The 13,907-nt window shown below is 46.2% G+C and carries 15 protein-coding genes; 9 read left to right on the top strand and 6 right to left on the bottom strand.

Annotated elements, in window-relative coordinates; translation table 11 throughout:
* Positions 1 to 136 precede the first annotated feature (136 nt).
* Positions 137 to 628: a DUF6790 family protein gene (locus tag ACPLJI_RS04140; protein ID WP_424731432.1), complete on the top strand. Its 492-nt coding sequence runs from the start codon at positions 137 to 139 to the stop codon at positions 626 to 628.
* Positions 629 to 716: 88 nt separating this feature from the next.
* On the opposite strand, the gene ACPLJI_RS04135 is transcribed toward ACPLJI_RS04140, so the two are convergent.
* The 3 genes from ACPLJI_RS04135 to ACPLJI_RS04125 are packed head-to-tail and all read right to left on the bottom strand — an operon-like array spanning position 717 to position 4,298.
* On the bottom strand, positions 717 to 1,622 hold the full coding sequence (locus tag ACPLJI_RS04135) for a cation diffusion facilitator family transporter (protein ID WP_424731433.1): 906 nt from the start codon (positions 1,620 to 1,622) through the stop codon (positions 717 to 719).
* On the bottom strand, positions 1,615 to 2,733 hold the full coding sequence (locus ACPLJI_RS04130) for a pyridoxal phosphate-dependent aminotransferase (RefSeq protein WP_424741144.1): 1,119 nt from the start codon (positions 2,731 to 2,733) through the stop codon (positions 1,615 to 1,617). Before ACPLJI_RS04130 ends, ACPLJI_RS04135 begins: the two co-directional genes overlap by 8 nt.
* Complete coding sequence (locus tag ACPLJI_RS04125; protein WP_424731435.1) at positions 2,730 to 4,298, bottom strand: radical SAM protein; 1,569 nt, start codon at positions 4,296 to 4,298, stop codon at positions 2,730 to 2,732. Before ACPLJI_RS04125 ends, ACPLJI_RS04130 begins: the two co-directional genes overlap by 4 nt.
* Before the next feature lie 109 nt (positions 4,299 to 4,407).
* Here ACPLJI_RS04125 and ACPLJI_RS04120 point away from each other — a divergent pair, with 109 nt between their 5' ends.
* Genes ACPLJI_RS04120 through ACPLJI_RS04105 form a run of 4 tightly spaced genes read left to right on the top strand, consistent with a single transcriptional unit; the run spans position 4,408 to position 9,594 of the window.
* Complete coding sequence (locus ACPLJI_RS04120) at positions 4,408 to 4,908, top strand: phosphopantetheine adenylyltransferase (RefSeq protein ID WP_300479264.1); 501 nt, start codon at positions 4,408 to 4,410, stop codon at positions 4,906 to 4,908.
* 16 nt (positions 4,909 to 4,924) lie between these two features.
* Entirely contained in the window at positions 4,925 to 5,452 is a 528-nt protein-coding gene (gene yjjX, locus ACPLJI_RS04115; RefSeq protein ID WP_424731436.1) for an inosine/xanthosine triphosphatase, read from the top strand.
* 3 nt (positions 5,453 to 5,455) lie between these two features.
* Positions 5,456 to 7,567, top strand: coding sequence for an STT3 domain-containing protein (locus ACPLJI_RS04110; RefSeq protein WP_424741143.1), 2,112 nt, complete (start codon positions 5,456 to 5,458; stop codon positions 7,565 to 7,567).
* Between the two features lie 14 nt (positions 7,568 to 7,581).
* Complete coding sequence (locus ACPLJI_RS04105; RefSeq protein ID WP_424731438.1) at positions 7,582 to 9,594, top strand: STT3 domain-containing protein; 2,013 nt, start codon at positions 7,582 to 7,584, stop codon at positions 9,592 to 9,594.
* Positions 9,595 to 9,795: 201 nt separating this feature from the next.
* Here the strand turns inward: ACPLJI_RS04105 and ACPLJI_RS04100 are convergent, their stop codons facing one another.
* Together ACPLJI_RS04100 and ACPLJI_RS04095 are read right to left on the bottom strand one after the other, a co-directional pair.
* Positions 9,796 to 9,966, bottom strand: a complete 171-nt coding sequence (locus ACPLJI_RS04100; protein WP_424741142.1) for a class III signal peptide-containing protein — start codon at positions 9,964 to 9,966, stop codon at positions 9,796 to 9,798.
* Between the two features lie 16 nt (positions 9,967 to 9,982).
* Positions 9,983 to 10,168 carry a class III signal peptide-containing protein gene (locus ACPLJI_RS04095; protein ID WP_424741141.1) on the bottom strand — a complete coding sequence of 62 codons (186 nt, stop codon included), beginning with the start codon at positions 10,166 to 10,168 and terminating at the stop codon, positions 9,983 to 9,985.
* Between the two features lie 160 nt (positions 10,169 to 10,328).
* Here ACPLJI_RS04095 and ACPLJI_RS04090 point away from each other — a divergent pair, with 160 nt between their 5' ends.
* Positions 10,329 to 10,877, top strand: a complete 549-nt coding sequence (locus ACPLJI_RS04090) for a hypothetical protein (protein WP_424731107.1) — start codon at positions 10,329 to 10,331, stop codon at positions 10,875 to 10,877.
* Here the strand turns inward: ACPLJI_RS04090 and ACPLJI_RS04085 are convergent, their stop codons facing one another.
* The gene (locus ACPLJI_RS04085) at positions 10,878 to 11,057 is read right to left on the bottom strand and encodes a class III signal peptide-containing protein (protein WP_424731106.1); all 180 of its coding nucleotides are present in this window, start codon (positions 11,055 to 11,057) and stop codon (positions 10,878 to 10,880) included. It abuts the gene before it with no gap.
* Positions 11,058 to 11,200: 143 nt separating this feature from the next.
* Here ACPLJI_RS04085 and ACPLJI_RS04080 point away from each other — a divergent pair, with 143 nt between their 5' ends.
* Genes ACPLJI_RS04080 through ACPLJI_RS04070 form a run of 3 tightly spaced genes read left to right on the top strand, consistent with a single transcriptional unit; the run spans position 11,201 to position 13,906 of the window.
* Positions 11,201 to 12,574 carry a hypothetical protein gene (locus tag ACPLJI_RS04080; RefSeq protein WP_424731105.1) on the top strand — a complete coding sequence of 458 codons (1,374 nt, stop codon included), beginning with the start codon at positions 11,201 to 11,203 and terminating at the stop codon, positions 12,572 to 12,574.
* Positions 12,574 to 13,266, top strand: coding sequence for a metal-dependent hydrolase (locus tag ACPLJI_RS04075; protein ID WP_424731104.1), 693 nt, complete (start codon positions 12,574 to 12,576; stop codon positions 13,264 to 13,266). Before ACPLJI_RS04080 ends, ACPLJI_RS04075 begins: the two co-directional genes overlap by 1 nt.
* Positions 13,267 to 13,285: 19 nt before the next feature.
* The gene (locus ACPLJI_RS04070; protein WP_424731103.1) at positions 13,286 to 13,906 is read left to right on the top strand and encodes an Era-like GTP-binding protein; all 621 of its coding nucleotides are present in this window, start codon (positions 13,286 to 13,288) and stop codon (positions 13,904 to 13,906) included.
* Position 13,907: the final 1 nt, after the last annotated feature.

Genomic DNA, 13,907 nt, shown 5'->3' with positions numbered 1-13,907 from the left:
TGCGTTGTGGGTGTGTACTGCGGTGTTTTGCTGTGGGAAGCCCATTTCACTGCCAGACCACACCTCATACTCATACTTGCAAATAAACGAAAATTATATTCCACAGATCTGCATAGACTAAATGCAGGTGTGGAAAATGGAAGCATACTATTTATGGCCAATCTTAACAATTCTTACAATTTTAGGTCTCTCTTATCGTAACAGATCATCACTGGATTCTGAAAAGTTTGTTGAAATAGCTCTTCTCTCACTTCTAACAGTACAGGTGGGGCTGGGTTCACTATGGGCCTTCATTGGGCATGCCTTTATGCCGGATATAATTGCAAGGTATATCGGATGGCCCACTGGAAGTCCATTCCAGCTTGAAGTTGCCTTTGCGAACCTATCATTTGGTGTGCTGGGCCTGCTATCCTGGAAGTTTCGTGGAGAATTCTGGATGGCAACCATAATCGGTTTCAGCGTATTTTACCTCGGAGCTGCATATGGGCACATCATGGACGCTTTAATTAACCTTAACTATTCTCCGGGCAACATCGGCGCACCACTCTACATTGATATAGTCATCCCACTGCTGCTGATTCTGCTTATGGTTTACCATAGAAAATTTTGCCAGAAAAGTCAGGGTTAATTATTAATTTCTGTTCCTGATTATTTTCAGAAAAGTGGTGATGGTAGTTTCTTTTTTTATCTCAGCGGATGAAGTCTCATCAGAGGATCTATGACCATTCAAGGCACCGGGACTTCTCTCCCACAGGGCAGACATGGACATTGACAATCTTTATTATATCAACATCATCTATGACTCGCCTTTCAACATCATGGGCTATTCTGTGGGCATCCCTGAGCATCATATCACCGTCAACCTCTATGTGCAGATCAACGGAGGCATAGGGTCCAAAGTGGTTTATACGGACCTCATGCAGCCCCTTAACTCCACTCACAGACATGGCTGATCTTTCTATGTCCTCCATGATCTCAGGGGATGGGACCGCCCCCAGTATGTTGTTAACATTCTCACGTCCAACATCAAAGGCTGTTTTGAGAACAAGGCCCGCTATGACCACAGCAACAAGGGGGTCAAGGAATCTGAATCCCATGTGTGAACCTGCAACCCCTAACATTATAGCTATGCATGAGAATATATCCACCTTCTGATGCTGGGCATCTGCAACAATCGCGGGACTGTTTATCCTTTCACCAATACGCCTGATGTAGGTGGTCATTGCAATGTTTGCGATTATTCCAAAACCAGCCATCAGGGCCGCCGTGTAATCTGGTGGCGCCAGTTCCAGGAAGAGCTTACGGTAGGCCTCAGAGAGTATCTCATAGGATATTATACCAAGAAAGACCACAACAACAAGTCCTACAAGGGCCTCAGCCCGCCCATGACCGTAGGGGTGCTGCCTGTCAGGTGGACGCTGCCCTATCCTGAAGCCTATATAGGTTATCACAGATGTCAGTACATCAGAAAGTGTGTGGGCTGCCTCAGCAACAAGCGCAACACTCCCTGAGGAAATACCTACCAGAAAATTGAGGGAGGTCAGCAGTACATTGCCACCTATACCGGCAAAGGCGGCGCGTTTTCCAAGACGTATCCTCTCAGATTCCTCCAAATCAAACACCACAGACAGTTTTAAGCCGGGCCATTGCCTCTTCGATAAGCTCATAGGATGTTGCATAGGACATTCTAACATAATCTGAACCCGCCCTTCCGAATGCAGATCCTGGAACAACTGCAACACCAGCATCAAGTGCATTTTCTGTAAAACCTCTGGAGTCCCCCACGTGTGGGAACATGTAGAATGCACCGCCTGGAAGCATGCACTCCAGCCCCATTTCATGGAGGGATCTGAACATCAGGTCACGCCTCCTTCTGAACTCCTCCACCATCTCATTCACGCAGTCCTGGGGGCCCCTGAGGGCTGCAAGAGCAGCAACCTGCGACACAGATGGCGCGCAGGCGGTATTATACTGGTGAACCTTAAGAAGCTCCTCAATTATGTCCTCACGGCCGGCAACGTAACCTATCCTGAGTCCTGTCATGGCATAGGTCTTGGAGAAGCCATTGATGACCAGCGCGTTATCTGTGAAACGGGCGGGGCTGTAATGTTTTCCATCATATATGATCTTTTCATAGATTTCATCTGAGATTATGATGAGATCCCTGTCCTCTGCTATTTCAGCAACCCCCTTAATGTCATCCTTACCCATGACGCTACCTGTTGGATTGGATGGTGAGTTCATTATTATGACCCCTGTGTTGTCTGTGATCAGCGATTCAACCCTTTCAGGGGTCATGGAAAATTCATCCTCCATACTGAGGGGCACCGGTACGCTTATGGCCTCTGCCAGCTTCACACAGGCGTCGTATGATAGGAAACCAGGGTCAGGTATCAGTGCATGGTCCCCCCTATCAAGAAGGGCCTGTGTGCACATGAATATCGCTTCACTGGCACCAACGGTTACTATTATTGATTCAGGTTCAACGTGGACTCTATTTTCTGTTTTGAGTTTCTCTGAAATGGCCTCTCTGAGTTCATCCATACCCCTGTTTGATGTGTAGTGTGTCAGTCCCTCGTCCACAGCCCCCTTGAGGGCTTCCCTCACATGTTCAGGTACATTGAAATCAGGTTCACCTATCCCGAGATTTATTGTGTCCTCACCTGCAACTTCAAACATTTTCCTTATCTCTGAAAGCCTTATGTCCCTTATTCTTGAAGCAAATTCTGTCATCTTAATCGCCCTTCCTGCTGCCATGAACAGCTATCCATGCATCCATGGCATCCTGACTCCTCACACCATGGTGTTACTTTCTCCTCCTTCATCCTAATGTATTCTTTCATGAGGAAGTCCTTCCTCAGCCCCAGGTTGATGTTATCCCAGGGAAGAGCATCGCCGGGGTTTCTCTTGCTGCAGCGGAGCTCCCATTCCCTTGGGGGTACCTTTGAAAAGGAGGCCCTCTCAATGATTTCCCCAGTTTCAGGTCCTCCTGTGGAGAGCACATACTGTATAAGTCCACTGCGGGGACTTCCAAATTTAACAGGAATACCCCCTGTGAGTTTCCTCAGAAGTTTGATCTTCCTCTTCATTTTCCTCATATCATATTCCATCCACTGGAGGGGGGTGTGTGGTTTGGGAATGAGGGGGTTGATGCTGAAGGTAACCATCCCCCTTCTTATTTCATGGAGTTCACGTATGAGGCGCGCCAGATCCTCAAGGTCCGCATCCGACTCACCAGGGGTGCCTGTAAGGAAGTACATTTTAACACGCAAACCCCTTCTTATAGCTTCCTCTGTTTTTTTAAATATCATGCTATCGCTTATGGGCTTGTTAAGTTTTCTTCGCAATTTAAGGGTTGATTCTGGTGCCACTGTAACTGTTTTAAGTCCCCCTTCAAGCAGTGTATCCATGAGGTGGGGTGATAGTGATTCTATTCTGAGTGATGGCATTGAAACCATGAAATCCATATCCACGAGTCTGGAGGAGAGTTCATCTATACGTGAATAGTCAGAGGCAGCAGCACCTATAAGTGATACCTTACTGTAACCCGTGGCGGCACGGCCCTTCTCTGCAACATCCAGGAGCCTGGTGAGTGATGTCTCACGCTTTGGACGGTAGAGGTAGCCGGACATGCAGAAACGGCAGCCCCGTGAACACCCCCTTGAAACACCCAGGAGGAATGATCTTCCGAGTGAGGGGACCATGTTTTTATCATCTGTGACGGGAACTATCTGTCTCACAGGGTGACATGCCCTGTCCATATCCTCAACAATGACCCTTTCTGCAGGGTTGTCGGGGATGTAAACACCCCTTATGTCCATGAATTCATCAATTTCACGGCGAGGATCATTCAGCTCAAGGTACCTGTCGATCAATCTGTTGAGCACAGGCTCAGCCTCACCTATTATGAAGAGGTCAATAAAATCTGAGAGAGGAAGGGGGTTGGATGTTATGCAGGGTCCTCCCGCGATTACCAGGGGTCCATCACGCCCATCCCTCCTTGGCGAGACACCGCCATCTCTCAGCATCTGGAGGATCCTGAAATAGTCCTCCTCGTAGTGCACGGTGAAGCTGATTATATCAAAGTCCCTCAGCGGACTTCCAGATTCAAGGCTTCGTTTATAGGGGTGTATCACCCGCTCACACCATGCATCCTCCCTTGAATTTATAAGATGATATATTATATGATAACCGAGTGATGACATGGCGGTCCTGTAGGGCCCGGGGTAACAGGATGCGACCCTGACATCAACCATGCGCGGGTTCTTGATGATGACATTGTATTCCCGAAGCTGCATGGTCTATAATTTACAAAGTCATTGCACTTAAAGTGGCCATAGGAGGGTGTCCGCATAATATAAATTTAACTCCAACATAATTAGGGTATTGGCTTCTGAAGATGATAGGATGAAGGTAAAGAAGTACTCACTTGTTGCTGTTGGGGGAACCTTTGACAGATTTCATAAGGGCCACAGAAGACTCCTTGATGAGGCATTCCGTGTAGGGAATACCGTGATGATCGGTGTGACGTCAGATGAATTTGCATCGGCAAAGGGAGACGATATAGAACCATGCAGTGTCAGGATGAAGAATCTTGAGGATTATCTTTCAGATAAGGATACCGAGTACCATATAATGAGACTGGAGGACCCCTACGGCACCACAGTTACAGATGAACGCTTCGATGCCATAGTGGTGAGCAGGGAGACCGAGCCGGTTGCCCATGAGATAAATGAGATAAGAAAAAGGAAGGGGTTCAGGGAACTTGATATCATAACCATTGACATGGTACCCGCAGATGATGGTATACCCATCTCATCCACCAGGATAAGGAGGGGTGAGATAGACAGGATGGGTCATCTGCTTGAGAGGATACGCCATGCCATAAAGAGGAAGAGAAATCGGTGAATCTCGGGGTGTTTCCATGAGGGTTAATGTGGGATCAATAAATCCTGTTAAGGTTAGGGCCACAGAGAATGTCCTTGGGAAGATATTCGATGAAGTTGAGGTCAGGGGAGTTGAGGTTGACTCAGGAGTATCTGATCAGCCAGTAGGTCTTGAGGAGACTGTGGAGGGTGCCATCAACCGTGCAAGAGGGGCTTTCAGCAACTGTGAGCTGAGTGTTGGCATCGAGTCAGGTCTTCACAGGGTACCTGGGACAATAACGGGATTTGTGGATCTTCAGTGGTGTGCCATATATGATGGCGATCAGGTAACACTGGGGGTGAGCGCGGGTTTTGAATACCCCCCTTCAGTGGTTGAGGAGGTCATCTCAGGCAGGGAGGTGGGGGACGTTATGGATGAACTCACCGGAGTGGATGAACTGGGCAGGAAGAGGGGTGCTGTGAGTTTCCTCTCCCATGGCCTCCTTGACCGTATTGGAAATACAGAACAGTGCGTCCTCATGGCAATGATACCCCGGATGAATCCATCACTCTATGGTCTTGAATAGGTGGTGTTTTTCCTGGAAGTCAATGAAAATGTGAAGATCTTCATTATGATGGTACTCATATTCTTCACAGGTTTCATCCTGAGAGCTGATACTGTTTGTCTCGGGGACGTTAATGGGACTGAGAGGGCATATCTCACAGATGATCAGGGCCTCCCCTACATGTATGAACTGGACTCCTACTACAACTACCGCATCACAGAGAACTACCTGAAAAACGGGCATCCTGGCGATACACTGAGATCTGGCATCCCGTGGGACTCATATTCCTATTACCCTCCAGGAAGACCCGCTGATTACCCACCGGTGATATCATGGGTTTCTATAATGTTCTACCGGCTTCTTTATCCCTTCACTGATATGAGCCTCTATGAGCTCTGCTTCTGGTTACCCGCTGTTGTGGCACCCTTTGCAGGTACTGTCATGTTCTTTCTAATCAGAAAGTATGCTGGCGATGCTGCGGGGTTCGCAGGCGGTATCCTGATGGTCACAGCGCCCCTCTACTTTGCAAGGACGCTTCCGGGCTTTTTTGATACAGATATGTTCAACTGTCTGATGCCAGCTTTAATTGTGCTTTTCTACACAAGCGTGGTAGAATCCAGGGATAAACATGTCTACATAGCTTCAGGGGTGCTTTTCGCGGTTTCAATGTTGCTTTTCTCCCTTTCATGGACAGGGTGGCCGTTCATGTTCTATGTTACCCTTGCATCGGCCTTTATCTATTCAATCGTATCCTTTAGGAGGGGAACCCTTGATTTTCAGTGCATTGAGAGGCTCTTCCTCCCGGTTTTACTGGCAATTCTTCTGATAGGATTATTCAATGGTCCCCAGCAGCTTTCAGGGCTCAGCCCGCTTTGCATCCTTGATTCAACATCATCAACGGGGCCATGGCCTGATATCTATGAGTCGGTCTCGGAACTTGACCACCCCTCAGCGGAGGTGTTCCTCTCCGCCGCGGGACCCCTCAACCTGGGATTCGGCGTTTTCGGTTCTCTTGTGATTATCAGCATCTTTATAAGGGGAAATATGAGGAGGAAACACCTCCCATCATTCAACCCATTCATACTCACCCTTTCACTGGTATGGATGCTATCAGGGCTTACTGCATATTACATCAGTGTTCGCTTCGGTATTCTCGCAATACCCCCCCTCACATTCATATCAGGTATATTCCTTGGTGCTGTCTTCTCATATATGAGGACCATCAGTGACAGATGGAACTTCAGGGTGGATGTCCCGGTGGTTCTTCTCCTCATCCTCATCCTCTCAGTGGCCGCCGTCGAGGCTGCCGAAATCAGCAGAGTTCCATTTATAAATGATGATTTTTCAGATGCGGCGGATTTTCTGAAAGACAGAACACCACAGGGCACTGTTGTTGTGACTGAATGGAGCTATGGTCACTACATCACAGCCGCTGCAGAGAGACCAGTTCTTTTTGATGGGGGATCACAGAATACTCCCAGGGCCTACTGGATTTTCAGGGCATTCGAGACAGACAATGAGAGTTTATCTGTTGGGATATTAAATATGCTCACATCTTCAGGGGACGCCGCAGTCTCACTTCTCGAAAACAGGACAGAGAACACTTCACTGACTGTTAAGATACTCAACGATATCCTTGGTGTCGACAGAAAATCTGCGGAGAAAATTCTCACCACAACTTACGGTCTTGAAAGTGGATTTGCAGATGAACTCCTCGGATACACCCATCCAGAGAGGGTGAACTATGTTATTCTAACAACCGGTGGCATGAGGTACATAGGGTACTGGTACCTTTATTATGGCTCATGGAGCTTCAGCTCACTTACCCCCAGGCCACTCTATAAGGTGGTGGATACCACGAGCTCTGAAATGCTGAAATCGGTTGATGAAGGATTATGGATGGGTAAGAGACCCTACCGTTTCATAATAAAGAATGGGAACTCTGTGAAAAGATTTGATGTTGAAAAATCAAGTAATTTTTCTGTTATATTTTTCCCAGAGGAAGGGGAGGCTATAATTATAGATAGGAGATTTGAAGATTCCCTTTTTGTAAAACTTGTGCTCCTCGGGGAGGAAAGCGACCACTTCAGAAGGATATACAGAAATGGTTATGTAACCATCTGGGGGTTGAGGTGATGTGGGGGAGGGATTTGAGGATTTCAATTATTTTAATTGCAGTTATATTCTTTCTTGGATTCTTTCTGAGGATGGAAAATGCTTTCTTTGATGATCCACTGTATACCGACGAAAACGGACTGCAGTATTTTCAGGAGAGCGACTCCTATTACAATTACCGCCTCACAGAGAACCTCGTATCAGGGGGGCACATGGGTGATGCTGTGATTGATGGGATGCCATGGGATCTTCACTCATATTATCCTCCAGGTGTTCCTCTGGACTACCCCCCACTGCTTCCCATCATGGTCTCAACCTTATATGCACTGATCAGCGCATTTTCACCGGTAACTCTACGTGAAATCTGTCTTATCATGCCGGCCTTCACAGCTCCACTTGCGGGAATGGTATGTTTTCTCATTGTAAGAAGATTTTACGGGAACTTCCCTGGATTTGTGGCAGGCGTGCTCATTGTTTCAGCACCCTTCTATCTTATTAAAACTGTTTATGGATTCTATGATACTGACATGCTTATTATCACAGTTCCACTAACTGTGCTCCTGTTTCTTGCTGAGGCAGATTGCAGTGAAAAAAGCAGGATCCTCCTATCATCATGCGCGGGGCTGTTCCTTTTTCTATTCTCAGTCACATGGAGTGGCTGGCAGATAATGTTTTACATACTTTTTGCAGCGTTTTTGGTTTGTCTGGTGATGTTTAGAGGCACTGAAAAAATGAGGGATATGATGGAGATATTCATTCCAGCATTCGCTGTTCTTTTTGTTCTTCTGGTACTTCTGAACCGGCTTGAACTCATTAAACTTTTCATGGCACCTCTAAGATTACCTGATCTCATGAGCTCCACGTTATGGTATCCATGGCCTGATTCATATGCCACAGTGGCGGAACTTCAGCCAGCATCCCCTGATAAAATCCTGAGGTACGTATCACCTCTGCTGATTATTATGGGAGGCTCTGGAATTCCACTGTACCTTATCTGTGGACGTGACACTGAACCGGGAATCCTGATTATCATACTCTCCCTCTGGATCCTGACAGGGGCACTGATGCTAATGAAGGGTGTAAGGTTCATCATGTTCCTTATACAGCCCCTTTCGATATCCGCAGGGATATTAACAGGTATGGTGACAGAACATTCCCCCAACAGGACTTTTAAACAGATTAAAATAGCTGTCTCCTCTATCATCATGGTACTGGTTCTGGTCCAGGTTTTCATATCATGGGGGATGCTTGGAGATCTGAAACCCGGGTATGATGACTACTTTGAGGAATCAGCAAAGTGGATAGCTGAAAATACTTCCACTGATTCAGTTATAGTAACTGAATGGAGTTATGGCCACTTCTACACATCAGAAGCAGATAGACCGGTTCTTTATGACGGCAGGCTGGCCTACATTGAGACCATACCAGCCAGAGCTCTGTGGTATGGGCCGTCCATTGACCCGGGGATACCATCAACTGCAAGGGACTACTGGATCAGCCGGGCCCTTTCGTCTGACAACACGACGCTATCTGTAAATGTTCTGAGGATGCTTTCCAACTCCGGTGATGAGGCATACCTTCTCCTTGAGAACTATACAGGCGACAGTGCAGGGTCCCTCAGGATAATGGATGAGATCCTTTCCCTTAACAGATCCCAGGCCAGAGATGTGCTGGTGAAGAAGTACGGTCTTAATGAGGAAGATGCCCTCAGGGTAATCAGCCTCACACACCCTCTCAATTCACGTGAAATAGTCATTGTGATTCCGGATCAGATGATCAGCAGCATGGCCGTCAGATTGGATGGAAGTTACACGGTTTCAGGGGATATATACTCCAGGATATGGGTTAGGGGAAACCGCATTGAGGAGGAGGTTATCGATCCTTCAGGAAAGAGTTCAGTGGTGGAAATGGATGGTGCAATGTACCTCATGAACAGAAAATACAGGAACTCACTGCTCTTAAGGCTTTTACTGGGAGTTCCTGATGACAGTTTCATCCTGGTTTATGAAAATCCAGAAATAAAGGTTTATATACTTAAGAATTTTTGAAGAGGTTAATCATAGTTTGATTGTAGCGTCATGGGCCATATAGTATCATTCATTGAGGTCTCAGGGGGGGGTGTTTGTGGTTACAGAAGTATTGAGCGGTGTTTATCTGGATTTTCAGTTGGTTATGATAGTGAGTAACTTAATTTAAAAATAGCAGTATAATTCAAATACAATTTAAAAATTTTAAGAAAAGAATTTTAATCAGAGTCTGTTGATCGTGGTGTCACGGGCTGTGTTGATTACTTCACTGATGTTTCCAGCTATTGATCCGGAAATGTTGAATATGTAGGAGCCTACGGCTATGACTATTACCAGTAGTGCTCCTACGATCAGTATCATTTCAGCGCTTATCTGGGCCTCTTCCTCGATCAACAATTTAATCCTGCTCTTAGATTCCTGCACCTGTGTTGACGTTTGTCCTGACGTTGTTTATGTCCTGTGCGGCGTTGAGGTTTGATCTGCTGAAGTATGCTCTGTAGATTAGTAGTGCGACGATTGCTATTACGATTACACCACCGAAGAGCAGTATGTATTCAGCTGCGCCCTGTCCGGCTTCATCTTTTAAGAACTTCATAATTTCACACCTCCATTAATTCACCAGTTTTGGCTTGTTCTATCTTCTGTTGTTAACCACTTATAAATTTAGCGGATAACCTTTCCAGTTTAACCATTCATTTCACATCGATATAAATATATTTAAATGGTTTTGTTCATAGTATCACAAAGGTGATGTGATGCCTCGGAAGTACAACATTGACAGGGTGATACTTGAAATCCTCCAGGAGGGTGATCTCAGCAGGGCTGAAATTGTGGACAGAATAAGGTCGAGAATCGAGTTCAGTGTCACCGATAAGACAATAAATGAGGCCATCTTCAAGCTGCTCAAGGCCAGCAGGATAACCGTCACAGGCTATGACCTTGGCATATACAATGGCATTGATAGGGTGCAGTCTATTAAACCCGATGGCATAATATTTGGTCTTGTGCAGAGGGATCCACTTGAAATGAACCTCTTAATAAGAAAACTTGAATCTGAAAACCTGCATGAATCAGAATCAGCACTCAACAAACTCAGAAAAATCTTCAGGGCTAAAACGGCTGAGATTGGGATTGACGCAGAAGCCATATTTGGAATGATAGTAAATGAAATACTGTCCCTGGACCCTGACCAGAAGCGTATCCTGACACAGAAACTTGCCTATGCCCTGAGTGACGAGGATGATGCCCCTGAACAGCTCAGGCACCTCATAACATACTTTGAGATCAGGGCAGGGAACATGTGATTATCCGCTGTTTACGCTTTCCCTGACATTGTTGAGGTCCGTTGTCACATTAAGAGGATTCGTTGTTTTTATGTACTCTGTATAGATCAAAAGGGTTGCTATCGCAATAACAATCACACCACCAAAGAGAAGTATATACTCAGCGGCTCCCTGACCGCATTCATCAAAAACTATTATCACTGAAATCCACCCCAATTTTTATTTATATGGGATTTATAAAAACCACATTATAAATTTTCACCCTAAAAAACCTTTTATAAATGAATGCAGATAATAGAATATTAATTTAAACTCTAGTAATTCCTGGGAGCGGGAGGCATTCAATGATATATTTACTGGTTACATTTGCTGGAATCCTAATGATATTTGCTGGCCTTTACTTCATGTCACTTGGCTTTGCAACACCGCCGGATATTTTGATGTTCTTTCTGGGCCTCATTCTCTTTGTACCGGGTCTTATAATCACCCTTCTATTTGCAGGAAGAATAGACCTGGAATCTATTAAAACTGTATCAGCGAAAAAAACTCCTGAAAAGAAGGTTAAACATGCTGCAAGGGCTCCTGTTAAAAGACAGCCCACCTTTAAGGCTCCTGAGGCTGTTGAGGGGGCTCCTGAAAAGAAGGTTGTTGGTGTTGGAAGGTCAACTTTGAGTGCTCCTGAGGCTGTTGAGGGGGCTCCAAAGAGGAGAGTTCCTTCAGTTCTAAACGAAAAACCAGAAAAGGAATCCAAACGTTCAGAAAAGAGCATCCCTGAGACACCAACCGGAGCCAAACCGTTCAGGACGCCCAGAACCCCCACGAAGGAATTAAAGGATGCGAAATCCTCTACTGAGGTGTCATCGGCGTCAGAGGCCATCGCTTCAAAGCCTTCCAGAATAGCCCCTATCAGAAAAATCACCCCTGAAAAGACCATAAGACCCGCTCCCAAAAAGAAATCTCCTGAAATGGCTCCAGAAGAGGTTTCTAAGACTGAAACCACTGAAACTCCCCGTAAAAGGCTGTTCAGCCTTCCAAAACTGAGAAAGGGTAAGGAGGATGCAGCTGAAAAGGGTAAGGGTTTACCACCTAAAAAGAAAACACAGAAACCGGTAAAACCCGCCCCGGTCAGAAGAACACCAGCAAAGACGGATAACACCTACGTGACAGAAAGGCTCAAGAAGCTCAAGCAGGAGTACATAGAGAATGTGGATGATGTTGAGGACCTCCTGGAGGACAGACTGGATTCATTCAAGGGAGCCATAAACAGGATAAGGGCCGAAACAAGGGAGCCGAGCATAATATGGTCATTTGATGCATCAGATGTGCAGGATGCAATGAGGGAGACCATTACCGCTGCTGATGAAAGTGTTGTCCTCATGTATCCATGGATAAGGAACATAGATGTCTCAGTGCTCAAGAAATTCATGGATACAGAGAGCCGCCTCATAATACAGGAGGCCAGTCTGGATGACGAGGCCTCGGTGGAACTCATAAAGGTTTTAATGGACAATAACGTTAAGATAAGGACCATGCCCCATATACATACTGTTGCAGCGGTTGCAGATGATAAGAACGGCCTTATAATATCAACTGACCCGATTTATGAGAGTTTTGAGGTTGGTGTTATCTACAAGGACAAGAAATCCATATCTGAAATTAAAAAACTCTTTGAGGAGGCATGGAATCTTTCAGATGAAATCAACCTGGAGGGAGTTTAGTGAAAATTCAGTGGTTTGGACACTCGGCATTTGAGATAACATCGGATGATACAAAAGTACTCATAGACCCTTTCATAAGCAATAACCCTGTCTGCAGCAGTGCTGTGGAGGACTTTGACCCGGATGTTATCTGTGTCACCCATGGTCATGCAGATCACCTTGGCGATGCCATGGAGATAGCTGACAGGTCAGGGGCCATCTTAATAGCTAACCACGAGCTCTCTGTTTTCTTCGGGAGGCAGGGGCTTGAAAGTAACGGTATGAACATCGGGGGAACTGTTTCTGTTGATGGAATCAACATAAGGATGGTGGATGCAAGGCATTCCTCAGATATAGACTTCACAGAGGAGGTAACATCGGGGGGAAGCGCCTGCGGTTACATCATTGAAACCCCTGAGGGGAAGGTGTACCATGCAGGTGACACAGGGCTGTTCACGGATATGAGGGATATTATAGGTGCCATTTACCGGCCCGAAATTGCACTTCTACCGATAGGGGACCGCTACACAATGGGGCCGGAGGATGCATCCATAGCCGTGGAATGGATAAAACCTGAAAGGGTGTTTCCCATGCACTACAACACCTTCCCGGTAATTGAACAGGACCCGGAGATCTTTGCTGGAATGGTAAGGAGAACCTCCCCTGACACAGAGGTCGTTGTCCTTGAGGTCGGGGGCGTCTATGAAGATTAATCATAAAGAAGTGATAAGGATGGCAAATTTTTTCACCAATTTCCTTGATAAACTATTCGGAAGGAACAAGAAAGTGAAGATAGGGCTCTACGGTCACCCTAATTCCGGTAAAACAACCCTTGCAAACAGGATGTGTGAGGACTGGCTTGGAAAACCCCTGGGGTTGACCTCAGAGATACCCCATGAGACAAGAACGGTGTATAAACAGGAGAGAATCACCATAGAGAGGAACGGGGCGGAGCTCGACTTTGACATAATTGACACACCGGGAATAGCAACAAAGGTTGACTACAAGAACTTCCTTGAATTTGGGCTGTCAGAGCAGGAAGCCAAGGAAAGGGCTAAGGAGGCCACCAAGGGGATAATAGAGGCAATAAAATGGCTTGATGACGTTACCGGCGTGCTCCTTGTCATGGATTCATCACAGGACCCTCTGACACAGGCCAATATAACAATAATAGGGAACCTTGAGGCAAGGAGGATACCCTTCCTCATAGTTGCAAACAAGATAGACCTTCCTGAGTCATCTCCGGAGAGGATCATATCGGTTTTCCCACAGCATACTGTTGTCCCTATCTCAGCGCTTCACGGTGAAAACACAGAGGACCTTTACATGCAGATGGTTAAAAAATTCAGATGAG

Source organism: Methanothermobacter sp. (assembly GCF_049720995.1).
Lineage (GTDB): Archaea > Methanobacteriota > Methanobacteria > Methanobacteriales > Methanothermobacteraceae > Methanothermobacter.
Note: the sequence above shows the minus strand (reverse complement) of the source record. Positions and strands in the feature narration are given on the sequence as shown.

Coding starts and splice junctions, on each gene's coding strand:
- ACPLJI_RS04140 (WP_424731432.1), top strand. CDS start 137: ATGGAAGCATACTATTTATGGCCAATCTTAACAATTCTTACAATTTTA.
- ACPLJI_RS04130 (WP_424741144.1), bottom strand. CDS start 2,733: ATGACAGAATTTGCTTCAAGAATAAGGGACATAAGGCTTTCAGAGATA.
- ACPLJI_RS04125 (WP_424731435.1), bottom strand. CDS start 4,298: ATGCAGCTTCGGGAATACAATGTCATCATCAAGAACCCGCGCATGGTT.
- ACPLJI_RS04120 (WP_300479264.1), top strand. CDS start 4,408: ATGAAGGTAAAGAAGTACTCACTTGTTGCTGTTGGGGGAACCTTTGAC.
- yjjX (WP_424731436.1), top strand. CDS start 4,925: ATGAGGGTTAATGTGGGATCAATAAATCCTGTTAAGGTTAGGGCCACA.
- ACPLJI_RS04095 (WP_424741141.1), bottom strand. CDS start 10,168: ATGAAGTTCTTAAAAGATGAAGCCGGACAGGGCGCAGCTGAATACATA.
- ACPLJI_RS04090 (WP_424731107.1), top strand. CDS start 10,329: ATGCCTCGGAAGTACAACATTGACAGGGTGATACTTGAAATCCTCCAG.
- ACPLJI_RS04080 (WP_424731105.1), top strand. CDS start 11,201: ATGATATATTTACTGGTTACATTTGCTGGAATCCTAATGATATTTGCT.
- ACPLJI_RS04070 (WP_424731103.1), top strand. CDS start 13,286: ATGGCAAATTTTTTCACCAATTTCCTTGATAAACTATTCGGAAGGAAC.